10 protein-coding genes, 1 other RNA gene and 4 pseudogenes are annotated in these 26,897 nt (G+C 64.3%); 10 read left to right on the top strand and 5 right to left on the bottom strand.

Annotation, left to right across the window (positions count from 1 at the left end):
- The first annotated feature begins 169 nt into the window (after positions 1–169).
- Both KWO_RS16290 and KWO_RS16285 read left to right on the top strand, forming a co-directional pair.
- Positions 170–2,086 carry an ABC-F family ATP-binding cassette domain-containing protein gene (locus tag KWO_RS16290; RefSeq protein WP_010375570.1) on the top strand — a complete coding sequence of 639 codons (1,917 nt, stop codon included), beginning with the start codon at positions 170–172 and terminating at the stop codon, positions 2,084–2,086.
- 177 nt (positions 2,087–2,263) lie between these two features.
- A pseudogene (locus tag KWO_RS16285) lies at positions 2,264–2,765 on the top strand (YcxB family protein).
- Positions 2,766–2,769: 4 nt separating this feature from the next.
- Here KWO_RS16285 and KWO_RS16280 read toward each other — a convergent pair.
- Both KWO_RS16280 and ampR read right to left on the bottom strand, forming a co-directional pair.
- Positions 2,770–2,846, bottom strand: a non-coding RNA gene (locus KWO_RS16280) — sX9 sRNA.
- An 86-nt stretch (positions 2,847–2,932) separates the two neighbouring features.
- A complete protein-coding gene (ampR, locus tag KWO_RS16275; RefSeq protein WP_010375572.1) occupies positions 2,933–3,808 on the bottom strand; it encodes a LysR family transcriptional regulator AmpR in 876 nt (291 codons plus the stop codon).
- A gap of 100 nt (positions 3,809–3,908) precedes the next feature.
- On the opposite strand from ampR, the gene bla reads away from it, so the two are divergent.
- The 3 genes and pseudogenes from bla to KWO_RS16260 all read left to right on the top strand — a co-directional run bounded on the left by bla (position 3,909) and on the right by KWO_RS16260 (position 7,613).
- Positions 3,909–4,802, top strand: coding sequence for a class A beta-lactamase (gene bla / locus KWO_RS16270; protein WP_010375574.1), 894 nt, complete (start codon positions 3,909–3,911; stop codon positions 4,800–4,802).
- A 115-nt stretch (positions 4,803–4,917) separates the two neighbouring features.
- Positions 4,918–5,849, top strand: a pseudogene (locus KWO_RS16265) (alpha/beta hydrolase).
- 207 nt (positions 5,850–6,056) lie between these two features.
- Positions 6,057–7,613, top strand: coding sequence for an ArnT family glycosyltransferase (locus tag KWO_RS16260; RefSeq protein WP_010375577.1), 1,557 nt, complete (start codon positions 6,057–6,059; stop codon positions 7,611–7,613).
- 264 nt (positions 7,614–7,877) lie between these two features.
- Here the strand turns inward: KWO_RS16260 and KWO_RS16255 are convergent, their stop codons facing one another.
- The 3 genes and pseudogenes from KWO_RS16255 to KWO_RS16245 form a co-directional block, all read right to left on the bottom strand.
- A complete protein-coding gene (locus KWO_RS16255) occupies positions 7,878–10,034 on the bottom strand; it encodes a phosphocholine-specific phospholipase C (protein WP_017112937.1) in 2,157 nt (718 codons plus the stop codon).
- Between the two features lie 229 nt (positions 10,035–10,263).
- Positions 10,264–12,734, bottom strand: a pseudogene (locus tag KWO_RS16250) (TonB-dependent receptor domain-containing protein).
- A 405-nt stretch (positions 12,735–13,139) separates the two neighbouring features.
- Positions 13,140–13,340 (bottom strand): annotated as a pseudogene (locus KWO_RS16245) (transposase); the annotation flags it as partial.
- 63 nt (positions 13,341–13,403) lie between these two features.
- Here KWO_RS16245 and KWO_RS16240 point away from each other — a divergent pair.
- The 5 genes from KWO_RS16240 (at position 13,404) to pbpC (ending at position 26,703) form a co-directional block, all read left to right on the top strand.
- A protein-coding gene (locus KWO_RS16240) for an IS3 family transposase (protein WP_100243780.1) occupies positions 13,404–14,506 on the top strand; the annotation gives its coding sequence in 2 pieces (ribosomal slippage) (positions 13,404–13,662 and positions 13,662–14,506; 1,104 coding nt in all).
- Positions 14,507–14,560: 54 nt separating this feature from the next.
- Positions 14,561–19,462: an alpha-2-macroglobulin family protein gene (locus KWO_RS16235; RefSeq protein ID WP_026113159.1), complete on the top strand. Its 4,902-nt coding sequence runs from the start codon at positions 14,561–14,563 to the stop codon at positions 19,460–19,462.
- A gap of 348 nt (positions 19,463–19,810) precedes the next feature.
- Positions 19,811–22,798 carry a TonB-dependent receptor gene (locus tag KWO_RS16230; protein WP_017113060.1) on the top strand — a complete coding sequence of 996 codons (2,988 nt, stop codon included), beginning with the start codon at positions 19,811–19,813 and terminating at the stop codon, positions 22,796–22,798.
- Between the two features lie 147 nt (positions 22,799–22,945).
- Complete coding sequence (locus tag KWO_RS16225) at positions 22,946–23,893, top strand: glycerophosphodiester phosphodiesterase family protein (RefSeq protein WP_017113061.1); 948 nt, start codon at positions 22,946–22,948, stop codon at positions 23,891–23,893.
- Between the two features lie 419 nt (positions 23,894–24,312).
- Entirely contained in the window at positions 24,313–26,703 is a 2,391-nt protein-coding gene (pbpC, locus tag KWO_RS16215; RefSeq protein WP_026113349.1) for a penicillin-binding protein 1C, read from the top strand.
- Positions 26,704–26,897: the final 194 nt, after the last annotated feature.

The following is a 26,897-nucleotide window of genomic DNA, read 5'->3' as shown; positions in this document are numbered from 1 at the left end:
AAACGTGGGTCCAGGCAGGACCAGGCAAGGCTGGGCAGGCGGCGGTCGCTGCAGTGCGAAGACTGCGGCGGCCACGCTGAAGGCGCTAATTATTCGTTAACGCTAGAATGGTATCGCAGGAATGCTGCTCATCTGCTCATTCCTTTTCGTTCTATCGGACTGTCCATCAATGATTTCCCTGCGTAACTTCTCCATGCGACGCGGCGAGCGTCTGCTGCTCTCCAACGTTGACCTGACCATGCACGCCGGCTACCGCGTCGGGGTAGTGGGCCGTAACGGCACCGGCAAGTCGAGCCTGTTCGCTGCGGTGAAGGGCGAGCTGGAGGCCGACAAGGGCGATGTCGATCTGCCCGGCAAGGTGCGCACCGCCAGCGTGTCGCAGGAAACCCCGTCCTTGCCCGACCCGGCGCTGTCGTTCGTGCTCGGCGGCGATATCGAGGTGTCTGCGGTGCTGCAGGAAGAAGCCGCAGCCACCGCACGCGAAGACTGGGAGGCGGTGGCCAACGCGCACCAGAAGATGGCTGAACTCGGCGCCTACGACGCCGAAGCGCGCGCGGGCAAGCTGCTGCATGGCCTGGGTTTCCCGGCCAACACGCACCACCGCGCGGTGTCCTCGTTCTCCGGCGGCTGGCGCGTGCGTCTGAATCTGGCGCGCGCGCTGATGATGCCCAGCGACCTGCTGCTGCTCGACGAACCGACCAACCACTTGGACATGGACGCAGTGCTATGGCTGGAGCAGTGGTTGCTCAAGTACCCTGGCACGCTGTTGCTGATTTCGCACGACCGCGAATTTCTCGACAACGTGGCGACCCACACCCTGCATCTGCATGGCGGTACCGCCAAGCTGTATGTCGGTGGCTACACCGATTTCGAACGCCAGCGCATCGAGCACCTGCGTCAGCAGCAGATCGCGCATGACAAGGAACAGGCCGAGCGCGCTCATCTGCAGAGCTTCATCGACCGCTTCAAGGCGCAGGCCAGCAAGGCCACCCAGGCGCAGAGCCGCATGAAGCGCCTGGCCAAGATGGCCGGCACCGAAGCCGTGCGCGCCGAGCGCGAATTCCGCATCCAGTTTGCGCAGCCCAATCGCCTGCCGTTTTCGTTGATCCGGCTCAATCACGTGGAAGCCGGCTATGCCGCTGCGCCGCGGGAATCGGGAATGGAGAATGGGGAATCGCAAAAGCGTGGGTCTGGCGATGCGATTACCGTTTTGCATGATGTCGGGTTTGGCTTGGAAGCGGGCGACCGGATTGGTTTGCTGGGGCCCAATGGCGCGGGTAAGTCGACGCTGGTCAAAACACTGGTGGGCGAACTGGCGCCGCTGTCTGGCGAGCGCAGTGCGCATCCGGATTTGCGCATCGGTTACTTCGCACAGCACACGGTGGAATCGCTGCACGAAGGCCAATCGCCGATGGACCACTTCCGCGACTTGTCGCCGGATGGCTCCAATCAGGCGTTCCGCGACTTCCTGGGTAAATGGAATTTTGCCGGCGACCGCGCCTTCGAAGTGGTGGATGGTTTCTCCGGCGGCGAGCGCGCGCGCCTGGCGCTGGCGTTGATCGCCTGGCAGCAGCCGAACGTGTTGCTGCTCGACGAACCGACCAACCACTTGGACCTGGAAATGCGCGAAGCGCTGGCCGAAGCGTTGAGCGATTTCGAAGGCGCCATCGTGATGGTCTCGCACGATCGCCATCTGATTGGCCTGGTCTGCGACAGTTTCTGGCGCGTGGCAGATGGCGTGGTCGAGCCCTTCGGCGGCGACCTGGACGAATACGCCGCCTGGTTGCGTAGCCGCCCGGCCGCGCAGGGTACCAAGCAGAAGATGGCCGAAGTGGCGCCGACCCCGCCACCGCCGACCAAGCCGCTGCCGCCGAAAAAAGCCGTCAACCCGCACAAGCTGGCCAGCGCCGAAAAGCGCGTCGGCGAGCTGGAAGCGGCGCTTGCTGCGCTGGATCGCGAGTTGGCTAACCCCGGCAACTACGCCGACAGCGAGAAAATGGCCGTGCTGGGGCGTGATCGCGAAGCAACCGCGCAGCAGCTGGCTGAGGCAGAGGCCGCGTGGATGGAGCTGATCGACGGCGCGTAAGAGCGGCTAATACCACCACTGCGCAGTGGCCGCTGCCGGTGCTCGCTGCGGCAGGGACCACGCTGACATTGCGGTTCCTGTGCACGGTGCGTAACCGCCTGCCGACTGCGCTAGGTGTCGTTAGCCACGACAAAAACGCCTGGGTTACGCTGCGCCGGGAGTCAAACGAGGTTGCCCCTGATCACCGCCACCATCAGCCTGGAAGACCATCTGGCCGCCCAGTGGTTGCATGCGCGTCGTTCTTCCAAACGCGTGATCGTATTTCTGGCGGTTCTGCTGCTGATCGGGGTCGTGTTGTTGCAACTGACTGACGCGGGCCAGATCATCGGCCCGGTGCTGATCGGCAACGGTGGCGGCGGTTTGATCGGCCTGGCGCTGTTGCACATATGCGGTCTGCCACGGCGGATCACGCGCCTGCATGTGCAGCAGGCCGCCCTGCGGCATGCCTACACCTATGCATGGGACGAGAACGGGCTGGAAGTCGTCCGGGCGGACGGGCATTTCCGCCGCTCCTGGTCCGATGACATTTCGCGTTCGCGAAAGCGAGCGGGTGCTGTTGCTGTATCGCAATGATCGCCTGTTCGAGCTGTTTTGCCCACACTGGTTCGCCGGCAGGGCCCAGTACGATGCATTTCGTCAGTTGGCCTTGCCGGTGGGCAAGACATCTAAAGCGCTCTAAGCGCGGCTACCAAAACGTAGCGAGCAGTCGTCAGGTGGGCGTGGACGGCGCGCTCAGAGCCGTAGTGTTCGAGTGGCACCTGCCGCACCGAGCATCTGCCGCGCCCGCCTGGGCGATGAGCGCAGTCGTTTTGTTAGCCGCTAAGCGCGGCAGTACGCCAGCGCTGCTCAGCGGCTGAGGTGCTGTTCGGCCAGTAGCCAATCGCGCAGCCGTCGCCCGGCGTCGCTTTCCGGTCGCGAGCGTTGCCGCGTGAGCCAATAGCGCCCAGCGTCGATGGTGATGGGGAACGGGCAGACCAGGCGCCCGGCATCCAGGTCCTGGCGAAACATCGGCAGCGGCAACAACGCCACGCCGGCGCCGGCTGCCGCTCCGCTGGCCAGGGTCAGCGACGAATCGAACATCGTGCCGCGCGCGGGCACCTCAGGCACACGTGCAGTGCGAAACCACTGCCGCCACTCATCCGAACGATACGAGCGCAGTAATGGCACCCGTGCCAGATCCTCTGGGGCGCGCAGGCCGCGCGCCATTGCCGGCGCACACACCGGCGCAAAGGGCGCTTCCATCACGGCCTCGGCAACCTGCCCCTGCCAGTCGCCATCGCCGAAGCGGATAGCCAGATCCAGGCCTTCACCGGCTAGATCGACGCGGTTGTTGTGGGTAGACAGGCGCAGCTCGATACCCGCATGCGCCGCATGGAACGCTGCCAGTCGCGGCAACAGCCAGCCGGTGGCGAAGGTACCCACCACGCCCACGCTGAGCACCTCGCGATAACGGCCATCGGCAAAGCGTTCAAGGGTGGCGGCAATGCGGTCGAACGCTTCGCCGAGCACCGGCGCTAGCGCGGCGCCTTCGTCGGTCAGCGCTACACCGCGGGGCAGGCGGTGGAACAAGCTGGTGCCCAGTTGCTGCTCCAGTGCCTTGATCTGGTGACTCAGCGCGGCCTGGCTCACGCACAGCTCGTCCGCCGCGCGGGTCAGATTCTGGTGGCGTGCGGCGGCCTCGAAAGCGCGTAGGGCATTGAGCGGGAGACGGGGCCGGGGCATGCGCAGAGATTAGTTCAATTCATGTCTGGGATCGAAACCTCGCAATGGTGAGTCACTCCGCGCGCACCGATACTGTGGGCTCTCTCAAGGAGGCAAGCGCATGTTGAATCGGCGACAGTTCCTGCACGCAACCGGCGCGGGCGTGCTAATTGCGGCGTCCAGACCCGCATGGGCGCTCAGTCCGGCGTTGAACGTGGACGGCATGCTGCGGGCCCAGTGGGCGGAGATCGAACGCGGCACCGGCGGCCGCCTGGGCATCAGCTTGCTCGACAGCGCTACCGGCTGGCACCTCGGACAGCGCCAAGACGAGCGCTTTCCGATGTGCAGCACCTTCAAATTTGTATTGGCTGCCGCGGTGCTGCAGCGGGTGGACCAGGGCAAGCTGATGCTGGCGCAACGGGTCAAGATCCGTGCCTCCGACATGCTTGAGTATGCCCCGGTTACCGAGCGCCATATCGGCGGGTCGCTGAGTGTCGGTGAGCTGTGCCGGGCCACGATGATCTATAGCGACAACCCAGCCGCCAACCTGTTGTTCCCGCTGGTGGGCGACCCGGCCGGCGTGACCGCGTTCCTGCGCAGCATTGGCGATGCCCAAACCTGCAGCGACCGCCACGAGCCGGATATGAACCGATTCGCTGCCGGCGACCCACGCGACACCACCACCCCGGCAGCGATGGCTAACACGCTGCGCACGCTGCTGCTCGGCGATGCGCTGCGGCCGGCCTCGCGCAAGCAGCTGACCGACTGGATGATCAACAACCGCACCGGCGACGATTGCCTGCGCGCGGGGCTCACGCGCGACTGGAAGATCGGCGACAAGACCGGCAGCAACGGCATCGATACCCGCAACGACATCGCCATCCTCTGGCCGCCGAAGGGCAGGGCGCCACTGTTGCTGACGGCGTACTTGAACGGTGCCAAGGTCGAAGACGCTGCACGTGATGCAGCGTTGAAAGCGGTGGCAGTCGCGGTACGCGACAGCATCGCGGCTTGAGTGCAACGGCGCGGTGCTTCGCGCATTTCATCCGCGCACGAGTTCGCAGGGTGCTTCCTGTTTTCCATCAGCTTTTTCGAGGTCAACCGTGCAAATCAGGCTGCGTCATTGGTAGGTGGCAGTTGCGCTGCTGCTTGTGCATGGGCTTGCACTGGCCGGAGCGCTGGCAACCAGCGCCTGGCCAGGTCGAGATATCGCTCTGGCCGGGCGCGGTGCCTGATGCGCTGCGCCACCCGTAGTCCGAATCAGTGGGTACCGGCCAGGGGCGCTTCCCATGGACCAAGGTGAGCGATGTCAGCCGCCCGACGATGACGGTCTATGCGCCCAAGGGGCACAACACCGGTGCGGCGGTGCTGGTGTTCCCCGGTGGTGGCTATCACGTCCTGGCCATGGATCTGGAAGGGAGGGAGATCTGCGACTGGCTGACCGCACGCGGCATCACCTGCGTGCTGCTGAAATACCGCGTGCCGAACTCGGGCCGACCTGGGTCAACGACCGCCGCTATTAACCGAAAGTGCAAACAGCCGTGCAGGACGCCCAACGAGCGTTAGGGATGGTGCGCGCGCAGGCGGAGCAGTTGGGCGTGAACCCACACAAGATCGGTGTGCTCGGTTTCTCCGCCGGAGGTCATTGAGTGGCCGCGATCAGTACCCATTTTGCAACGCGCACGTATCCGCCGGTGGATGCGTCCGATGCACAGAGTTGCCGGCCCGACTTCGCCATTGCTGTCTGCCCGGGCCATCTATGGGCGCACGAGGACGAAGACGGTGCCACGCGCGATCCGACCCAGTTGTCGCTACGGCCAGACATCACCGTCACCGCCCAAACGCCGCCGACCTTTTTGCTGCAGGCGCAGGACGATCATGTGGACGGCGTTTCGCAGGTGCTGGCGTACTACGTCGCGCTCAACCACGCCAACGTGCCGGTGGAAATGCATGTGTACGCGCAGGGGGGCATGGCTTCGGTCTGCGCGTTAAGGGGCTGCCGATCGCGCAGTGGCCGCAGTTGGGGGAGACCTGGCTGCACACGATCGGCGTACTGGATTGATGGGTCAGCGCTGCTGATGGGGACGACAAGTCGATCATCGCGAGCGCTACGGCTATCACAGTGTGGCGGCGCTGCTGGATCGGTAGATGCGGTGGGTTCCTGGCAGCTACTGGTGCCAGCGACGGCTTGCGCTCGCTGCCCGCAGAACCGACACTGCGCGCCCGGCCGCCTTGCGCCTGATGGCCGGCGCCTACAGGAGCGCAACGCGTGAACCAGCAACTGCCCCCCGACCGTGGCCTGCTACCGGCCCGGATCCTGCTGTGCTATTCGGCCATCGCGCTGTTGATCATGCTGGTTTTCAGCTGGTCGATGCCGCCCATCGATGCGTCCGGTTTCCGGCAGACGCAGACCGCGCTCTCGATCGACTGGATGCTGCGCGGCGGGCCTTTCCTGTCCTATCTCACGCCGGTGCTCGGCGCGCCGTGGTCAATACCGTTCGAGCTGCCGCTGTTCCAGTGGTTGGCTGCGTTGCTGTCCAAAGTCACCGGCATGAGTGCCGACAATAGCGGTCGCTTGCTGTCCACCCTGTTCCATGTGGGCTGCATCTGGATGACGTATCGCATCACCCTGGTACTGCGCCCCGACCGCGTGCTGGCACTGTGTATCGCCGGTGCGTTCGCAGTGTCGCCGCTGGCCCAGTTATGGGGCCGCTCGGTGATGATGGAATCCACCGCGGTGTTCTTCGGTCTGGTGTTTGTCTGGGCGATGGCACGGCTGTACGTGCAGCCGCGGGCCTGGCACGGCGGGGTCGCCGTTGCTGCCGCGGTACTGGCAGCCTTGATCAAGATCACCACCTTCTTCGGTTTTGCTGTTTTCACCGTCCTGGCGCTGGCCTGGGTGGCGTTGCGCGAGCATGGCTGGCGTCCACAGTGGTTGGCCGGGCATTGGAAGCTGCTGGGCTGGGGCGCGGTGGCGGCCGTGGCGGCGCTGGGGGCCCTGCTGCTTTGGCTGCAACATGCCGACGCCTTGAAGGCACAGTCGTTACTGGGCCAACAGGTCACGTCCGCTAGCCTGTCGGGCTTCAATTACGGCACCCTGCAGCAGCGCCTGGATCCGGCCATCTGGTGGGGGACCATCTTCAAGAAGCGCTTTGCCGGACCGGTGGGTTCGAACTGGGTGTTCCTGATCATCCTCGTCGCCGGTTTGTCGATCCGCCAGATCCGTGCGGCGGTGGTCTTGTTGTTGCTCGCCTACCTGGCGCCGATGCTGGCCTTCACCAATCTGCAGGTGGTGCATCCCTATTACCAGTTCGCGCAGATGGTGTTCGCCACCTCGATCGTCGGCCTGGTGCTGTGGCACGTTGTGCAGCGTGGCCAGGAAGTCGGTAAACCCGGCCGCGGCGTGGCATTGGCGGTGTTCCTGTGCCTGCTGTCACTGGGCTCTGGCCTGGTGAGTGCGCTGAAGAACATGAAGCAAGCGCGTGAGCCGACGGCGATCTCGCAGATCGCCGAGCAGATCCGTGCCGCGACCCCCGAGCAGGGCGTGGTGGTGGCCTTTGGTGATGACTGGTCTTCCGAACTGCCCTATCGGTCCGGGCGCCGCGCGGTGATGATTGCCGACTGGGCGTCCGATCAGGCCTTGCAGTCGCTGGCCAGCACCGACACTGCGCTGGGTGGCCTGCCGCTGGCGGCGTTGGTCGATTGCCCCAACAAGGTGGGCAGCAACCCGCAACGGGCGCAGTGGCACGCCACGATCGTGCAGCGTTATTCCGCGGGCGCGCAGCCGCAGACGATGGGCGACTGCCGGTACTGGCTGCATCGGTAGTGCAAGCCGACGGCTTGGCCGGCGACGCGGTGTACGCGTCGGCCAGAGGCCGTCAGGGTTTGCGCACCAATAGCCCTCCTTGCCGGGCGGCTGCTGTCGCTAGGCATGGTGCGTGACTGCGGTAGCAGGCCTTGCTGCCGCCCGCGCTGAAAAACGCCGCCGTCGATACCAATACGCAGAGCGCCGCGCCATGGCGGTGCGAGCTGATGACGGCGCACGCCGGTCCTGTCCTTGCCGAATCTGCACTGCCCAATCCCGTTCTTGTTACGCAGGTCCTGGGCCGTCGATGCGTGGCGGATCGTCCTGATACAGCCGTGCCGGCCCGCCGAGCGCTGGGTCGCTGATTGCGGGCTTGCCGGTTTCCACGCGTCCGGCAAGGCGCTGGCGCCCCCCGTCCTGGACCAGCCACAGGTCGTACCAGCCGCCGGTCGATGTAGCGCTCCAGCGCACACGGTGCTCGTCCCCGGCGGCAACGGTGACGTGCTGGCCCGGTTGCGTTTGCGTGTACGCGCCAGGTTTCAGCGCGACGTGCAGTGGGCGGTTGCCGGGATTGCGTAACATCAGGCACAGCGCCTGCGCATCGTTTACGTCCTGCGTGATCTCGGCCACCAGCAACACCGCGCTCAGATCGCCACGATAGTGACGATGAAATCCGTTGGGGCCGAGCAGCCACAGATCGTAGCGGCCATCGTAGGTGGTCCACGTTCCTTCCACTGCGGCGCCGTTGCCCACCGTATAGCGGCGCGGAATCGCGGCGAGATCGAAGCGGTCGTAGACATGTAGTACCACCGCGGCGCCCGCGTTGGTCATGCGCAGCTGCACCTCGCCACGCTCGGGCAGATGGGCTAGCTCCACGCTGGGGCGATACGGCAGTGCGCGCGAGCGGCGCACGCCGAACGGTTGTCCTGGCGGCTGCAATGTGCCCGGCAACGGCGGCAGTGCGTGTTCGCGCAAGGCTGACGCGCGCGCTGCGGCTTCACTGACATCGGGCAGCGCTGCGGCGAATGCGCGCGTATCAATAGTGCGGAAATCGAAGGCGTTGGTCAGATCGCCACACACCGCGCGCCGCCACGGTGTGATCTCCGGTGCGGGTACGCCGAAGCGACGTTCCAGCAGGCGCAGCACCGAGGTGTGGTCGTACACCTGCGAATCCACCCAGCCGCCGCAGCTCCATGGCGAGATCACATACATCGGCACACGCGGGCCCAGCCCGTACGGTCGCCCGCGGAATTCAGGCAGATCCACTTTCTGCTCGCCTGGCGCCGGATGGCGGTGGTAGTCGTCGTCGGTTGCGATCGTCGATGTACCGGCAAACCCGCCAAGCGCACGTGCATCCGGCGACGGTGGTGCGGGTGGCGGCATATGGTCGAAAAAGCCGTCGTTCTCGTCGAACATCAGCAGCAAGGCGGTGCGGCTCCACACTGCCGGATCGGCAGTGAGCGCATCCAGCACACGCGCGGTGTAAGCCGCGCCCTGGGCCGGGCTGGACGGATCCGGGTGCTCGCTGCCGGCCGCATCGGCAATGATGTAACTCACCGCGGGCAGGCGCCCGCCCAGCACGTCCTCGCGCAGCTGCGCGACACCGCGCGTGCTCACGCCACGCGCGCGCAGGTCTGGATCATGTCCGTGTGCGGCACTGTACGCCTGTCGAAACGGCGCAAATCCTGCCAGCGGGTTGTCGGTGAAGTTGTCGGCCATGTCCTGATAGATCTGCCAGGACACACCGGCGTTCTGCAACGCTTCGACATAGGTGCCCCAGCGATACGGCTCGGCAAACCCACCCAGTTCCGGAAAGTTATCGTGCGAATTGCCAATCACCGGGCCGCCCGCGGGGGCCTGCGGATCGTTACTGCCGGTCCACAAAAACACACGGTTGGAATGGGTGCCGGTCTGGATCGCAGCGTGGTACGCATCGCAGACGGTAAACGCATCGGCAAGCGCGTACTGAAACGGAAGATCAGCACGCGTGTAATAGCCCAGCGCATGATTGTGCTTGGCGGCGGCCCAATGCCCGAGCCGGCCATGGTCCCAGGCCTGCTGTGCATCCGGCCAACTATGCGGGGTGCCTTTGACGCGCATGAAACCGAACTTCGCTGCCGTGTCCAGCGCAAACGGCGTCAGCCACTGGCGGCCGTCTTCGCTGGGTTGCAGCCACACCGTGCGCGCGGGTGCGCCGGGCAATGGCGGCGCCGGAATCGGGAAACGGTCGCCGAACCCGCGTACACCGGGCAGGGCGCCGAAGTAATGATCGAACGCGCGGTTCTCCTGCATCAGGATCACCACGTGTTGCAGGTCCTCTAGCGTGCCCGTGCGACGGTCCGGCGCGATGGCTGCGGCACGCGCGATGCTGGGTGGCAACAGCGCGGCGGCGGCACCGGCAAGCCCGGTCTGCAGTGCGCGGCGGCGGGGGAGATCGATCATCGTGTCACCTGGTTGGCGTTCCAATCCTGTCTGCAATGGCGAGCGTCGAGCCTACCCGGCGCGCTTGCGTAATGCGTTCTTCGGCTGCTCGCAGGAAAGGCGATCAATTCCGTTCCCAATCGCAGGAAGGTTGTCCGCAGTGTGGATCGGGCATCGTACGTTTACCCCGATCCGCTCTTGCGCATGTCGGAGCAAATCGCCTTCGCAGATCGAGCTGCGTGCGGCTGGGTTAAAGATCCAGCGTCAAGGTCAGGCCCACGGTGCGCGGCGCGGCGATAAAGGCACTGTCGCTGCCATCCACGCCCTCCAGATAGCGTTTGTCGGTGAGGTTGCTGACGTTGAGTGCCAGCTGCAAGCCTTTGAATTGCGAGCTCAGCTGCGAGAGCTCCACACCCAGGTTGGCATCGAAGGTGGTCACGCCATCAAGCACGGCGCGGTTGGACGCGTCCAGGTAGCGCTTGCCCAGATAGCGCCCGGAGACACCGAAGCGCCATGCCTGGCCGCGCCAGTCGGCCGACACCACCAGCGTATTGCGCGGTTGGCCGATTACCTGCGCACCGGGCGTGATCTCCAAGGCAGTATCGCGCGCGGCATCGCCGCTGCCCAGGTAATCTGCCTTGTTGTAGGTGTAGGCACCATTGATGCGCCAGCCGTTGTCCCAGCCGTAGCCCAGCGCTGCTTCCAGGCCGCGCGCATGCACGCCGCCGAAGTTTTCGTACACGCCATCGGTTTCGCCCAGGTAGTCGATGCCGGTGACGAAGTTGGCCGGCACATACACGATGCGGCTGTCGAAGCGGATGTCGTAGAGCGTGACGCTGCCGGTCAACGGCCAGCGGCTGACACGCAGGCCGAGTTCGATGTTGTCGGCGGTTTCCGGTTTCACCCGGCTCAGCGCGACCGGATCGGTTTCGCCCAGCACGCCGGACGGAATCGCGGCGAAATTCTGCGAGTAACCGGCAAAGGCCTCCAGTCCCTGCACCGGTGTGGTCCAGGTCAGGCCGGCCGACAGCAGCGGATCGGATGTGAGTCCGATTCCACGTGCTGCGCATCGCCGATGCGGCGGTCGCGGGTTTGATCGACGAAGAACTGCTTGACGCCCACGCGCCATGCGAACGCGCCGTAACGCATCACGTCCTCCACGTAATACATCTGCTCGTCGGTCTGGTAGTTGTCCTTGAACTGCACCCAGTACGGCTGATGATCGAAGCTGATGTTGGTGCCGACATTGAGCAGGCGATGCCAGTCGCGGGTGACGCTGCGCTCAACGCGCTCCAGCCAAGCACCGGCGCGCACGGTGTTGTCGATGGCACCGAGGTCGGCGCGCCATTCCACATCGGCCATCGCGCCTGCGCGGTGATTGTCGTAATGGCTATGCCGATACGATTGCACCGGCACCGAGCCTGCCGGATAGCAAGCGGGGTTGGATTCGGCCGGCACCGCGTCGCTGCCGGCGCAACCGGTCAGCATGGTCGCGGCCGCGCCGCCGGGGGTGAGGTAATACAGTTTGCCCAGGTCGCTGCCGCCATACACGGTGTTGCCGCCGCGCGCCTCCGATTCGGGTGCGCCGGCGCCATCGTTGGTGACGTCTACCAGATACGGCGGAATCCAGTCGCCGCGCCCCTGCATGTGGTGCGCATAGCCGGTGAGGGTGGTCTTGAAGCCGCTGCCGCCATCGAACGCGCCGCGCAGATAGCCGAACGTGTTCTTGCGCAGCGCGCGCGAGCCGGAGCGATAGTTCTGGTCCAGGTACGGAATGCCGGTGAGCGTGCCGGTCAATAGGTCGTGCTCGGGGTCGCGCGCGAACTGCTCCGGGGTCACGCTGGTGTACTCAGATTCGTCGGCATCGTCGTAAGAGGCATAGCCGCTGAGCGTCCACTGATTCAAAACGCTGACGAACTTGCCGGCCAGGTGATCGCGACTGGTGTGGCCGCTGCCGTCGATCCAGTCATCGTTACGTGCCGACGAACCACTGACCCAGGCACGCGTATTGCCGCCGATCAGGCCGGTGTCGTAGCGCGCGTAATATTTGCGCGCCTGGTTGTCGCCGATACCGCCGATCACGCGCACACGCTGCGTTTCCAGCGGTTCGCCGGTCAGGTAATTCAAGGTGCCACCCAAGGCTTCGTTGGAGCGCGAGGCGATGTCGGCAGTGCCCTGGCTCACTTCCACCGTTTCCAGATCCGGCATGTCGATAAAGCGGTTGGCCTTGGAGCCGCCGCCGTATGCCGAGCCGCCATTGGGCACGCCGTCGATGGTGGTGCCAATTTGCTGCGTGTCGCGATTGCTGACAAAGCCGCGCATGCTGATTTGCGTGCCCCAGTCAGACGAGCCAAAGGCATCGGCTTCGGTCACCACCACGCCGGGCAGTTCGTTGAGTGCGTCATTGACGCTGCCGAGCACGAACTGGCGGTCCAGCATTTCCTTGCTGACGGTGGCCTTGGAATACGTCATCGCCTGGCCGACCACTTGCACCTGATCCAGCGTCGATACCTGTTCGGCAGTGCTGGCCGGTGCGGTCGCGGTCGGGTCGGACGTTGCGCCATCCGGAACCTGCTGCGCGTAAGCCGGCAGCGCGAGCGGAACCAGCAGGAATGCGAGCGTGGCTGGGTGGCGCACGCGCAGGCAGGACATCGAATCCATTGAAATCCACAGCGGGGGAGGCGATCCAGGAAGACTGCCGCGCTTGCGTTGCGTGATGATGACGGCGCTGGAAGTGGGGCTGCGATCACTCGCTCGAATCACTCGCTGGATATACGCAGCCTCATAGCCAGAGCGACGACGTGTTTAGCGGCGTTTGGATGCTTCCAGCCGAGCTGACGAGATCTTGGGCGAAGCGGGGTTTGGGTTGGTCAGCGGATTGAGTCAACAGCTGAGTCGGCCGATGGCGCGATGCCCTCACTGCTCGCGGGACACGCCGTGAACCATTCCTGGGGGCTCGATGGCGGCATCCATGCCGCCAACGGTCCTGCAAGCGATAGGACGCCGCACTAGGGATGGTCTGATCAACGGGGCCGGAAAACGAAACAATCCACATCCACAGCGCTGATGGCGCTCAAATCCCTGATTTCTTGCCGCTTTCGTCACGTTTGCGGGGTATTGCCCCGATTACAGGCACACCTTCCCAACGGCAGGCATCAACTGCTTCCGCTTCAGCCACAGATTCGACAGTGCAAACAGCGTCAGCACCTGTGCGGTGTTCTTCGCCAAACCGCGATAGCGCACCTTGGCGTAGCCAAACTGGCGCTTGATCACCCGAAACGGGTGTTCCACCTTCGCACGCAGGCTGGCCTTGGTGTGCTTCCGACGTCCCCCCAATTTTGAGTAGCACCTCAGTTTGGAGTCCAATTCCCTACCCCAAGGAGATTGGACGTGAAGAAGCGTTTTTCCGAAGAGCAGATCATCGGCTTCCTGCGCGAAGCCGAAGCGGGCATAGCGATCAAGGACTTATGCCGGCGGCATGGCTTCAGTGAGGCCTCGTACTATCTGTGGCGCAGCAAGTTCGGCGGCATGAGCGTGCCCGACGCCAAGCGGCTCAAGGACCTTGAGGCCGAGAACGCGCGGCTAAAGAGGTTGCTGGCCGAGCAGTTGTTCGAGAATGACCTGATCAAGGATGCGTTGCGAAAAAAGTGGTGAGCGCACCGGCGCGTCGTGCGCTGGTGCGCGAGTGGATCGGGCGTGGTGCTAGCGAGCGTCGTGCCTTGGCGGCGATTGGCATGAGCGCCAGCGCGCTGCGCTATTGCCCACGCCAAGACCGCAATGGCGAACTGCGCGAGCGCATTCTTGCGTTGGCGCATCGCCATCGCCGCTACGGCGTGGGGATGATCTATCTCAAGCTGCGACAGGAAGGACGCCTGGTGAACTACAAGCGCGTGGAGCGGTTGTATCGCGAGCAGCAGCTACAAGTGCGGCACCGCAAGCGCAAGAAGGTACCGGTTGGCGAGCGTCAGCCGCTGCTGCGGCCAGCGCAGGCCAACCAGGTGTGGTCGATGGACTTCGTGTTCGACCGCTCCGCCGACGGCCGAGTGATCAAGTGTCTGGTGATCGTGGACGACGCAACGCACGAAGCGGTCGCCATCGAGGTGGAACGCGCGATCTCCGGGCACGGCGTTGCGCGCGTGCTGGATCGGTTGGCACACAGTCGCGGCCTGCCGCAGGTGATCCGCACCGACAACGGCAAGGAGTTTTGCGGCAAAGCGATGGTTGCCTGGGCGCATGACCGGGGTGTGCAGCTACGGCTCATCCAGCCGGGCAAACCAAACCAGAACGCCTACGTCGAATCGTTCAACGGCCGGCTGCGCGACGAATGCCTCAACGAACACTGGTTCCCAACGCTGCTGCATGCACGCAATGAGATCGAACGCTGGCGACGCGAATACAACGAGGACCGACCCAAGAACGCAATTGGCGGCATGACGCCGTCCGCTTATGCCCAACATCTGGCAAACACCGATATCATCAACCCCGGACTCTAAACGCGGCCGCTACTCAGGGCGGGGGGACGTCGAATGGACAGCCAGGGATCACGGATGATGCGGCCGGGCACGCGGCGGATGTTGCTGTGGGTGGTATTGCTGGTCGTGGCGATCGGTGCGGTGGCGTGCAAGCGCAACGAAAGCGGCCAACTGCCTGCCGCCAGCGGCGAGGCGATCAAGGCCGACAAGCAGGCCATCACCGGCTTCGCGCTGGCGCGCGCCTATCCCGACCAGACCAGCGACGGGCTGTCGCTCGCACTGGAATTCTCGCGGCCGCTGGTCGGTACGCAGGATTTCGACGCGTTGGTGCGCTTCGAAGAAAAGGTTGGCACTGGCGACAGCAGCTGGACGCTGTCCGAAGACGGCAAGACGCTGCGTTACCCGTATGTGGAAGCAGCAAAGGACTACACCGTGCTGGTCGACGCCAACCTGCTGGCTGCCGACGGCAGCCGCCTGGGTAAGCCGCTCAAGCAGAAGGTCTACACCGGCGAACTCAAGCCTGTGGCCGGGTTCGCTTCGCAGGGCAGTGTGCTGCCGGCGCGTGAGAGCCGTGGTCTGCCGGTTGTGTCGGTGAACGTGCCGGAAGTGGACGTTGAGTTCCTGCGCGTGCGCGAGAAGTCGCTGCCGGCGTTCTTCCAGCAGTTTCAGCGCGGCGGTCGTCGCGGCAGCTGGGATCTGGAGAGCGAATACAGCGGCAAGCAGCCGTTGTCGAAACTTGCCGACCCGGTGTACGTCAATCGTTTCATTCTTGGCGGCAAGCAGAACGAGCGCGTGCTGACCTACCTGCCCACGCAGGACATCAAGGAACTGCAGGAACCGGGCCTGTACTTCGCGGTGATGAAGCGCGCGGGCAGTTTCGAAAACGAATTCGACACCGCGTTCTTCACCGTCAGCGACATCGGCCTGCACACGCGTGCCTACAAGGACAAGCTGTTCGTGCACACCGCCTCGTTGCAGAGTGGCGAGGCGCTCAAGAACGTGGAACTGCGCATCCTCGATGCCAAGGGCGAGTTGTTCCTGAAAGGGGCGACCGATGGTAACGGCAATGCGCTGCTCAACTACACGCTCGATGCCGGCCATGTGCTGACCGCGCGTAGCAAGACCGATATCTCGCTGCTGCCGTTCAACCAGCCCGCATTGGATCTGAGCGAGTTCGCCGTGGCCGGGCGCCAGGGCGCGTGGTTCGACGTGTTCGCCTGGGCCGGTCGCGATCTGTACCGCCCCGGCGAAACCATGCGGGTGTCGGCGATCTTGCGCGACAACGACGGCAAGCCGACCAAGCCACAGCCGGTGTTCCTGCGTCTGAAACAACCGGACGGCAAGACCTTCCGCGAGACCAAACTGCTGCCAGGCGAACAGGGCTATTTGGAATTCACCCAGCAGATTCCGGCCGATGCGCCGACCGGCCGTTGGCAGGTGGAATTCCGCACCGACCCGGCCAGCAAGGACGCCGTGCAGGGCATGACCGTGCGCGTGGAAGAGTTCCTGCCCGAGCGCATGAAGCTGGACCTGGACAGCACGCAAAAAACCTTGAGTGCCGGCCAACCGTTCAAGCTGGTTGCTAACGCTGCGTATCTGTACGGCGCGCCGGCCGATGGCAACCGTTTTACCGCCAAGCTGGCGGTCGGCGTCGAACAGCATCCACTCGAATCGTTGCCCGGCTGGTTCTTCGGCGACCCCACGCTGGAGCTGCCGCGCGAAGCCAGGGACGTGATCGACACCGAATTCGGCGGCGACGGCGTCCTGCGCGAAGACATCGCGTTGCCGGCCGAGGCCAAGCCGGTCAGCACGATTGCTGCGGTGGTCTCCGGCAGCGTGTACGAAACCGGCGGGCGCACCGTCACCCGCACCCTCAAGCGTGTGCTTTGGCCGGCCAAGGCCTTGGTTGGCGTGCGTCCGTTGTTCGACGACGCCGACGGCGCCGATGCGAACGGGACGGCGCGCTTCGAAGTCACCCGCGTGGATGCCGACGGCAAGCCGCAGCCGGCCAAGGGCCTGAAGGTCACGCTGGTGCGCGAGCTGCGCGATTACCACTGGAACTACACCGACAACCATTGGGATTACGACTTCACCCGCCGCTTCGAAAACAAGGACACACGCACGCTCGATGTGGGCAGCGTCAACGCCAAGATCGAGTTCCCGGTGGAGTGGGGCGAGTACCGCCTGGACGTGTTCGACCCGGCAAGCGGGCTGACCACGCGTTACCCGTTCCGTGCAGGTTGGAGCTGGAACGACGAAAACCGCGGCCTGGATGCGCGCCCGGACAAGGTCAAGCTGGCGCTGGACAAGACCGGCTACCGCGCCGGCGACACGCTCAAGGTCACGCTGACTCCGCCGCATGCTGGCAAGGGCGTGCTGCTGGTGGAAAGCGACAAGCTGCTGTACGTACAGGACATCGACGTCAAGCCGGGCAGCAGCTTCGAGATTCCAGTGACTGAAGCGTGGGAGCGCCACGATGTGTACGTCACCGCACTGGTTTTCCGCGGCGGCAGTGCGCCCAGCAAGATCACCCCGGCGCGCGCGGTGGGCGTTGCGTATGTGCCGATGGACCGCAAGGCGCGGCGCGTGGCAGTAGGCTTGTCTGCACCCAAGCAGATGCGTCCCGAGCAGCCCTTGCCGGTGACGGTGAGCGTGCCCGAACTGGCCGGCAAGGCCGCGCACGTGACCATTTCGGCAGTGGATGTAGGCATCCTCAACATCACCCGTTTTCCGGTGCCCGATGCCAACGCGCAGTTCTTCGCGCAGCGTCGTCTGGGGACTGATTCCTACGACATCTATGGCCGGGTGATCGAAAGTTTCGAAGGCGCCAGCGGCAAGCTCAAGTTCGGTGGCGACATGGCAGTGGAAGCCTTGCCGCAAGCCAAGCGCCCGACCGCGCGCGTGCAGACGGTTGACCTGTTCTCCGGCTCGGTAAAACTCGACGCCAAGGGCAATGCGCGTGTGCAACTGCCGGTGCCGGATTTCAACGGCACCTTGCGGGTGTCGGCGCTGGTGTATTCGGACACGCGTTACGGCAACCGCGACATGGAAACCATCGTGCGTGCGCCGATCCTGGCCGAAGCCAGCATGCCGCGTGTGATGGCACCGGGCGACCGCAGCACGGTGACCCTGGATGTGCAGAACTTCACCGGCAAGCCGGGCGAGTTCAACGTGCGTGTCGAGGGCATTGGCCCACTCGCCATCGGCGAGGCGTCGCGCAGCGTGAAGCTTGGTGTGGATGCAAAGCAGACGCTGAGCTTCCCGCTGAGCGCCACCGAAGGCTATAGCGTGGCCAAGGTGCGCGTGCGCGTGGACGGCAATGGGTTCAAGGCCGATCGCAGCTACGAGTTGCCGGTGCGCGCCGGATGGCCGCAGGTGCTGCGTGCGCAGACGCGCGTGCTCGACCCGCTGGCGCCGATCACTCTGGACAGCGGTTTTGCCGATGGCCTGATGGCCGGCTCGGTGACCGCGCGCATGGTGGTCAGCGCACTGCCGCCAATTCCGTTTGCCAGCGCGCTGCAGGGCGCGTTGGAGTATCCGTACGGTTGCGCCGAGCAAACCACCAGCAAGGGCTATGCAGCACTGCTGCTCGACGATGCCACTGCCAAGGCGCTTGGCACCCAGGGCTTGGAGGCGTCGAAGCGGCGCGAACGTATGGAAGGTGCGTTCGGCCGGCTTGCATCGATGCAGATTGCCAGCGGACATTTTTCGATGTGGGGCGACGATGGTTACGTCAATCCGGGCCTGACGCCGTACATCGCCGAGTTCCTGCTCGACGCCAAGGACGCCGGTTTTGCGGTGCCCGACAACGTGCTGCAGAAGGCGCTCAATCGCCTGAGCGAAGATCTGCTCTCCGGTGGCAACGCGTTCTACGGGCAGGATCGCCGCGACAACTTGAAGTTCGCCAATCAAGCCTGGTCGGGCTATGTGCTGGCGCGCGTCAACCGCGCCCCGCTGGGCACGCTGCGCGCGCTGTACGACAACCAGCGCGACAAGGCGCTGACCGGTTTGTCGCTGGTGCATCTGGGCATCGCCTTGTCGCTGCAGGGCGACACCAAGCGTGGCGATGCGGCGATCAAGGCCGGGTTTGCCAAGGACAGCAGCGAACGTCCGCCTTACTTCGGCGATTACGGCAGCGCGATCCGCGACGACGCGTTGATGATGGCGTTGCTGCACGAACGCGGTTTGTCCAAGCCCGAGTACGACATTCGCACAGCGGCCCTGGGCCGCGCGCTAGACGCACGTCGCGCGACCGGTTGGCTGTGGCTGAGCACGCAGGAGCAAGTGGCGCTTGCGCGGTTGGGCAAGGCCTTGATGGTCGGGCAGGGCAAGCAGGTATCGGGCAGCTTGACGGTGGGCGACCAGGTGCAGCAGATCGCACCTGCACGCGTGTTCGGGCGTAGCTTCGACAGTGCCGCCTTGGCGCGCGGGGTGCAGTTCGCACCGCAGGGCGAGGCGCCGATGTACGCCAGCCTGGAAGTGGCCGGCATTCCGCGCAGTGCACCGGAGCCGGACACGCGCAATCTCAGCGTGGAACGCAGCTGGTACACCACCGACGGCAAGCCGTGGACGCCGCGTCCGCTTAAGGAAGGCGAAGCGCTGATCGTACGCGTCACCATTACGGCCAACAGCAGCATGCCGGATGCCTTGCTCACCGACTTGTTGCCGGCCGGCCTGGAGATCGAGAATTTCAATCTCGGCGATGCCAAGCAGTGGGCGGACGTGGTGGTGGACGGCATCGGCATCAGCGAGCGTTCCAGCGCCGCCGACGTCAAGCACGAAGAGTTCCGCGACGACCGCTATGTGGCCGCGCTGGCGCTGTCTTCGGGCAGCAAGGCGCAGGTGTATTACCTGGTGCGTGCAGTCGCTCCGGGTACCTATACGGTTCCGCCATCGCTGGTGGAAGACATGTACCGCCCTGAGTTGCGCGGCGTGGGTCGCAGCACGCCAGCCACGATGACGGTGGTGCAGCCGTAAGGCCGCGCTATCCCTGACAGGCCGCCGAAATCATCCCTTCTCCCCTCGGGAGAAGGTGCCCCGTAAGGGGTGGATGAGGGTACGTGCGAAGCCTCGTGTAGTTGGCATGGCATGAGTGGCTTCGCCCCGTACCCTCACCCCAACCCCTCTCCCGCAGGGAGAGGGGCTTTTGCAGGGCATTCGCGATGTTTTTCGTTAGTCGCTGAGTGCTTACTTCGCAAGCGGCGACATCGCTGCGCCTTGTCTTTTCGGTGCAATGTTAGCGACACGCAAAGGTCATTTTCACGCTCTACGGTGGCGTGCTTTCTCATCGGCGCAGCGTGATTGCTGCGCGACTTTCGGGATTCCATGCAGCACTCCAATTCGTACCGTATCCACTTGTCCGTTCTCGCCGTGGCCATTGCCGCATGCTCGCCTGCAGTGCAGGCTCAAAGCGTCGGACCGTCATCCGACTCTGCGCGCGTTGCGTCGGCAACGCGTCCAGACAGTGCTTCATCCAACGAAAGTCAGTCTCCTGCCGAAACAGCGTCGGCGGCGGGGCAACTCTCAAGCAACGAACGCACACCTTCGCTCAACGACGCAGCAAGCAGCGATGCGCCTGACACAGACGCGGCGAAAGGCGGCGTAAAAACGCTCGACGCCATGCAGGTCACCGGCGTGCGTCGCGCCAATGCGGCAGCGGTGGAAAGCAAGCGCGCGGCAACCAATATCACCGATGTGATCAGCGCCACCGATGTGCGCGCCTTGCCCGACAGCACCATCGTCGAGGCGTTGCGCCGCGTGCCGGGTTTGTCGGTGTTGCCGGCCACCGATAACGAGCATCCGCGCGATGAGGCCGCCACGCCGGTGTTGCGTGGGCTGGGGCCGTCGTACAACAACGTCACCATCGACGGGCTCACCATCGCCTCGCCCGGTACACCGAACGGCACGCTCGGTTCGATCACCCGCGGCGTGCGCCTGGACTTGCTGCCGGCATCGATGGTCAGCGAACTGCAGGTCGTCAAAACCTTTACGCCGGACCTGGATCCCAACGCCACCGGCGGTGCGATCAACCTGAAAACCCGTAGCGCGTTCGAAAACGGCGGCAAGCCGTTCTTCAGCGCCGATGCGGCACTTGGTCACGCCAACGATGTGGGCAAGCCGCGCGATCAGGATGATCCCGGTTATCGCATCAATGCCACTGGCAGCCGCACCTTCGGCAGCGAGCAGCAATATGGCGTCACCGTCTCGGCCAACTATCAAACGTTGAGCAGCTACACCGAAACCCATATGACCACCGACACGGTGCATTACGGGTTCTACGACAACAGCGGTGTGTTGCAGAGCGGCGCCAATCTAGGCAATGGCTGGGCGGTGCCGCAGCAGGATAAATATTGGTACGTGCAAGATCAGCGCGACCGCTATGGCGTTACCGGCAAATTCGAGATGCGGCCCAGTGCGGCGCTCGAAGCATATGCCATGGCCGGCTACTACTATTTCAAGGACAACATGGAGCGCAACGAGGTCATCATCGACCCGCGCAACCGTGGTCAGGTCTTCAATCAAACCGCCACCTCTGGCAGCTACCCCGGCGGCGACATCGAGGTGGGTTACTCGAACCAGATCGTCACCACGCGCACCAAGGTAGCGCAGCTGGGCTCGATCTGGCGGCCGACCGATCGACAGCAGTTTTCCGCGCGCGGCGCGTGGTCGGATGCGACCTATGACGAGCCGATCCGCATGATCAAGTACGCCACCGGCATCACGCGCCCGGCACCGGTGCCGGTGGGCCAGACCGGTAGTGGCGTGACCCTCAATGCGACGCCGAACTACGCGTTCAATTACGACACTTCCGGTTTCGATCAACGTTTCGCTGTGTCACCGCAGGCGTATAACAACCTGGACAATTACAGCCTGTCGTACTGGCGCCCGGACTACAAACGCACCGCAGCCGATCGCATTCTCACCGGCCGGCTCGATTACGGCTTCAATCAAGGCGAAAGCGATCAAGGTATCGGGTTTGCCGCAGGCGTCTCGTACACCACCGACAAGCCGTCCTATGACATCTATCGCGTCGAATACCAGCCCAATACAACGGCGCCTGCATTGGGCCTGGCCGATGTGGTGGGTACCGGTAGGGCGCCGATGCGTTATGTCGGTTTGAACCTGCTGAGCATCGACCCGAACGAGGCCAACCGCGTGCTGGCGGCCACGCCGTTGAGTGCTTTCAACAGTACCGACCAGCAGGCTTTCAGCAATCAGGACAACTTCACCCATACCGAAAAAACGTTTGGTAGCTATGGCTTGGTGAGCTATCGCAGCGATCGTTTGAATGTGCAAGCCGGCGTGCATTTCGACAGCACCAAGCTCGACACGGTAGGCCGCCAGCGGCAGCTGGATACGGCAAGCAATCACTACGTGTATGTCGATAACCCGACCAGTGCAAATTACGACTATCTGTTGCCGTCGGCGGTGATGACCTATCACCTGACCGATGCACTGGATTTGCGTGCGGGTGCAAGCCGCACCTTGGGGCGCCCGCCTTACGATGCCTATGCTGCGCGTACCTCGATCGGCTTCGTCAACACAACAGACGCCGGCAACCCGAATGCGCAAGGCGTCACCGTCACCATCGGCAACCCGGATATCAAACCGCGCGTGTCCAACAACCTGGACCTATCGCTGGAATGGCGCCTTCCTGGCGATTTTGATGCATTCGCCTCCGCTGCCGTCTTCGACAAACATATCCAGGACGAGATTTTCACGCTCTCGCGCACCGACAGCTTCACCTTCGACGGCACCACGTATGCGAATGCGTTAATCAGCACGCCGGCCAATGCCGCCAAGGCGCGTATTCGCGGTGTGGAATTCAATGGCATCGTCAACACGCTGGCGCCTCTCGCGCCATGGTTGAGCGGCGTCGGTTTCAGCGTCAATGTCGCGTTGCTCGATGGCAGCCTGAATGTGCCTTACAGCGCCGGCAGCGGTAGTAACCTGAGCCAACGCGAGCGCAAGCTCGACAACTTGGTTGGCCAGCCGGATTACACCTCCAATGCCACGTTGTTCTACAACACCGGTGGGTTGGAGCTACGTGCGGCTTACAACCGGCAAGGCAAGGCGCTGCGGTCCATCGTCAGCAATATCGATTGGCAGGATCTGTACTGGTCGCCGCGCTCGCAACTGGATTTCACTGCAACCTATGCAGTCAGCAAGCAGCTTAGCGTGATCGGCCAGGTCAGCAACATTACTCATAGCCGCATCACCAGCGTCACTGGCCCGGGGCAAGATCTGCTCAAGGACAGTTATTCGGTGCCTACAACGTATTGGGTGGGCCTGCGGTTTACGCCGACGTTGTAAGCGCGGCTGGGCAAGGGATGTCGAAGCCTTGTCATGCTGAAGCTATGCCTGCCGCTCGCCCGTTTCATCTGCAGCAATGAGCACGAAACGCGTTAATGCACGTTTATCGCACTGTCGTTTTGCAAGTCACCTGATTGGAGTTGTTCGATGAATTCACGTCCCGCTGCCATCCTTGTCACCGTGCTATTCGCTGCCATTTCGACCACGGTGGGCGCAGCGCCTGCCGGCGTGGCCGCGATCCAGGCGCGCCTGACCAACCCGCAAGGCGGCATCGTGGTGGTGGCGCATCGCGGCTGCCATGCCGCCGCGCCACAGCATGGCTTTGCCGAGACCGCACCGGAAAATTCGCTGTTGGCGCTGGAGCGTTGCATCGCCATCGGCGCCGACGTGATGGAAACCGATGTGCGGCGTGCAGCCGATGGCACCTTGGTGATGCTGCACGACGCCACCGTGGACCGCACCACCGATGGCAGTGGCAAGCTGTCCGAGCTGACGCTGGCCGATTTGCAGAAATTGCGCCTGCGCAGTGACGAAGGCGGCGCCCAGGCGCCGTTGACCGACCAGCGCGTCGTGACGCTCGAGCAGATGCTTGCCAATGCCAAAGGCCACATCCTGCTCAACCTCGACGTCAAGGATGCGATCTACGTGCAGGTGGTCGATGCGGTCGCACGCGCCGGCATGCAGCACCAGGTGATCGTCAAGGCCGAAGCCGGCATCGCCACCGCACCACTGGCAGCGATGAAGCCCTTCGATACGGTGTACTTTTTCCCGATCCTGATCAACGCACATGGCAACGCCGACCTTGCGGCGATCGCCACTGCGCAGACCCGCAATGCACGCCCGATGGCATTTGAATTGCCCAAGATTGCGGCCACACAGTTGCCGGCGCTGGCGGCGGTGAGCAAGAAACACAACGTGCGGCTGATGGTCAATTCGCTATGGGAAGGCTTCATCGCAGGCTACGGCGGCGACGCCGACGCCGAACGCGACCCGGACAAGGTGTGGGGCCGGATGTACCGCGACGGCGTGTCGATCATCCAGACCGATGCGCCGGAGGCCTTGTTGCGCTATCGCGCGACGTTGGAAAAGCACTGAGCGGAGGCGACTAGGCCGCCGTGCCACACGGCGGCAACGGTGTCTAGTACAACGTGCCGTGCACCAAACAACTCAACGAACGAGACATAACGTCTAACAGAACTGTATTCGTGGGCATCGCCACCGCCTGCCGCCAATGCGTGCTGCTGGCGAAGGGCGCCGACCGCGCCTTCGGTGTGAGTGGCCTGATCATCGCAGGCACCTGCACGCGGTGCCACAGGTAGATCAGGCGGTTGCGCGCAAGGGTCCGCATGTCGCTCAAGGTGTGCGCCTGGCCCATGGGCCAGTAGCCTGTCCTGCTGGTCGTGCAGCTGATCGCGCTGCCGTGACGCCGGGCTCGAGTCGCGTAACAGTGGCCGAAACGCGTTTCGCCCTGCATGCTTTGCACGATGGACGAACAACCGCAGGCGCACACAGGGATGGACTGGACGCGATCGCGCCCACCGCCGTCGAAACACAGGGCCCGAAACGGACGCCGCTGGCTGCGATGGCTGCGCTGGGGCATAGCCGCACTGCTGAGTGTCTTGCTGCTGCTTGATCTGGCTTTCCCCTTGCCGCTGCCCAAATCGCGTGACACCTCCACGTTGGTGGTTGCGCGCGACGGCACGCCGTTGCGCGCGTTCGCCGACCACAATGGCGTGTGGCGGTATCCGGCCACACCGCAGAGCGTGTCGCCGTTGTATCTGCAGGCGCTATTGAATTACGAAGACCGCTGGTTCTGGCGCCACCCCGGCGTTAATCCGTGGGGCCTGCTGCGTGCGGGCGGGCAGTGGATCAGGCAGGGCCGCATCGTGTCCGGCGGCTCCACGCTGACCATGCAGGTAGCGCGCATCCTGGACCCGCATGCGCGCACGCCGTGGGGCAAGGCCAAGCAGCTGTTGCGTGCGTTGCAGCTGGAAGCGCACCTGAGCAAGCGCGAGATTCTCATGCTGTATCTGGAGCGCGCGCCCTACGGCGGCACCATCGAAGGGGTGGAGGCGGCCAGTTGGGCGTATCTGGGCAAGCCGGCCACCGATTTATCGCAGGCAGAGGCCGCGTTGCTGGCGGTGCTGCCGCAATCGCCAAGCCGACTGCGTCCGGATCGTCATCCCGAAGCTGCGCAGCGTGCACGCGACAAGGTGCTTGATCGCATGGTGGAGCTAGGTGTGTGGTCGCGTGCGCAGGTGCACGATGCGCGTATCGAACCAGTGGTCACGCGTTCGCTCAAGCCGCCGTTACTTGCGGCCTTGCTGGCGCAGCGCCTGCACAGCGCGCAACCGCGTGCGGCGCGTATCGTCACCACGCTGGATGTGGAATTGCAGCGCACGCTGGAAGAGCGCGTGTCCACGTATTTTTCGCAGCTGCCAGAGCGCACCTCCGCGGCATTATTGGTCGTGGACAACGCCACGCTGGAAGCGCGCGCCTATGTAGGCTCGGCCGGTTTCGGCGACCGCAAGCGCCTGGGTCATGTCGACATGGTGCAGGCGTGGCGCTCGCCCGGCTCCACGCTCAAACCGTTCCTGTATGGCATGGCGCTGGATGATGGCCTGATCCATTCCGGAAGCCTATTGGTGGATGCGCCGCAAAGCTTCGGCGATTACCGTCCCGGCAACTTCGATGCGGCATTCAACGGCCCGGTGAGCGCGGCCAGGGCATTGCGGCTGTCGTTGAACGTGCCGGCGGTGGATCTGCTCGATCGCATCGGCCCGGCGCGGTTCGCCGCGCGGCTGTCCAATGCAGGCATTGCGCTGCATTTTCCTTCCGGCAGCACGCCGTCGCTGGCGTTGATATTGGGCGGCACCGGCGCACAGTTGCAGGAGCTGGTGGGCACGTTCGCCGCGCTCAATCGCGGTGGTATTGCCGGGCGTGTGCGCTACACGCCGGACGACGCGCCCATCGATCGCCGCCTGATGTCGCCGGGTGCGGCCTGGATCGTGCGCGAAATCTTGCAGAGCAATCCTCGCCCCGGATATGGCAGCGGTACGTTCGACACCACCGCGCGCCCGGGCGTGGCGTGGAAGACCGGCACCAGTTACGGCTACCGCGATGCGTGGGCCATTGGTGGGACGCGGCGTTACACCGTCGGCGTATGGGTGGGGCGGCCGGACGGCACACCGTTGCCGGGCCAATACGGTGCAGTCACCGCGTTGCCGTTGATGTTCGAAGTCATCGATGCGTTGCCACGTAGCGCCGGCGACAGCGCGCCGTTGCCGATGCCAGCCACGGTGCAGGCAATCGACATCTGCTGGCCGCTGGGCGGCGCTGCGAATCAGAGCCCGCCACCGCTCTGCGCACGCCGTGCCGATGCTTACGTACTCGACGGCGCGGTGCCGCCCACCTTCGCCGAGCGCGATGCGCGTCTTTGGCAAAGCGGGCAAGTACGCTTCGATATCGATGCACGCAGCGGTCAGCGCTTGTCGCAGGAATGCAGTCAGGCGCACGAGCGTGTGCCACGCGCTGTCGCACGCTGGCCGGCGTTGGTTTCGCCTTGGCTCAGTACATCCGAACGCGCGGCCGCGCAACTGCCGCCCTTGGCCGCAGATTGCGTGCCAGACGGGCGCATGACCGGTGGCGGGGTGCTGCGCATCGACGGCTTGAGCGACCGCGCCACGCTGGCGCGCGCCAACGACACCGCACGACCGGTACGGTTGCAACTGCGTGCGTTGGGTAGTGAGGCGCGCATCGATTGGCTGCTGGACGGCCGCTGGATCGCGCAGACCAATGGGCGACAGGGATTTCAGCGCGACTTCGAAGAAGTCGGGTTACACACGCTCACCGCCATGGCCAACGATGGTGCATGGACGCAGGTGCGCTTTCGGGTGTTGCGTTGAATGTGTGGCCAACGAAGGGCTACCGCCCCGTGCTCAGCGACGGATACCTGCTACTCGCGACAAACCCGTAGGAGCACACCTGGGCGCGATGGAGTATTCCCGGTAACGCCTCATCGCGCCCAGGTGCGCCCCTACGTATGCGCGGCGAGGGTGGCGGCGCGTCGGGAGCTAGCCGCCTCGTGGGTCGTTGCTTG

The sequence above is a fragment of the Xanthomonas vasicola pv. musacearum NCPPB 4379 genome (assembly GCF_000277895.2).
Lineage (GTDB): Bacteria > Pseudomonadota > Gammaproteobacteria > Xanthomonadales > Xanthomonadaceae > Xanthomonas > Xanthomonas vasicola.
The sequence above is the reverse complement of the archived record's forward strand: the minus strand, read 5'-3'. Positions and strand labels throughout refer to the sequence as shown.

What these genes read in the sequence shown, in the direction of transcription:
- ampR (WP_010375572.1), bottom strand. Translation starts at nt 3,808, where the DNA reads ATGCCCCGGCCCCGTCTCCCGCTCAATGCCCTACGCGCTTTCGAGGCC.
- pbpC (WP_026113349.1), top strand. Translation starts at nt 24,313, where the DNA reads ATGGACTGGACGCGATCGCGCCCACCGCCGTCGAAACACAGGGCCCGA.
- KWO_RS16225 (WP_017113061.1), top strand. Translation starts at nt 22,946, where the DNA reads ATGAATTCACGTCCCGCTGCCATCCTTGTCACCGTGCTATTCGCTGCC.
- KWO_RS16255 (WP_017112937.1), bottom strand. Translation starts at nt 10,034, where the DNA reads ATGATCGATCTCCCCCGCCGCCGCGCACTGCAGACCGGGCTTGCCGGT.
- KWO_RS16230 (WP_017113060.1), top strand. Translation starts at nt 19,811, where the DNA reads ATGCAGCACTCCAATTCGTACCGTATCCACTTGTCCGTTCTCGCCGTG.
- bla (WP_010375574.1), top strand. Translation starts at nt 3,909, where the DNA reads ATGTTGAATCGGCGACAGTTCCTGCACGCAACCGGCGCGGGCGTGCTA.
- KWO_RS16235 (WP_026113159.1), top strand. Translation starts at nt 14,561, where the DNA reads ATGATGCGGCCGGGCACGCGGCGGATGTTGCTGTGGGTGGTATTGCTG.
- KWO_RS16290 (WP_010375570.1), top strand. Translation starts at nt 170, where the DNA reads ATGATTTCCCTGCGTAACTTCTCCATGCGACGCGGCGAGCGTCTGCTG.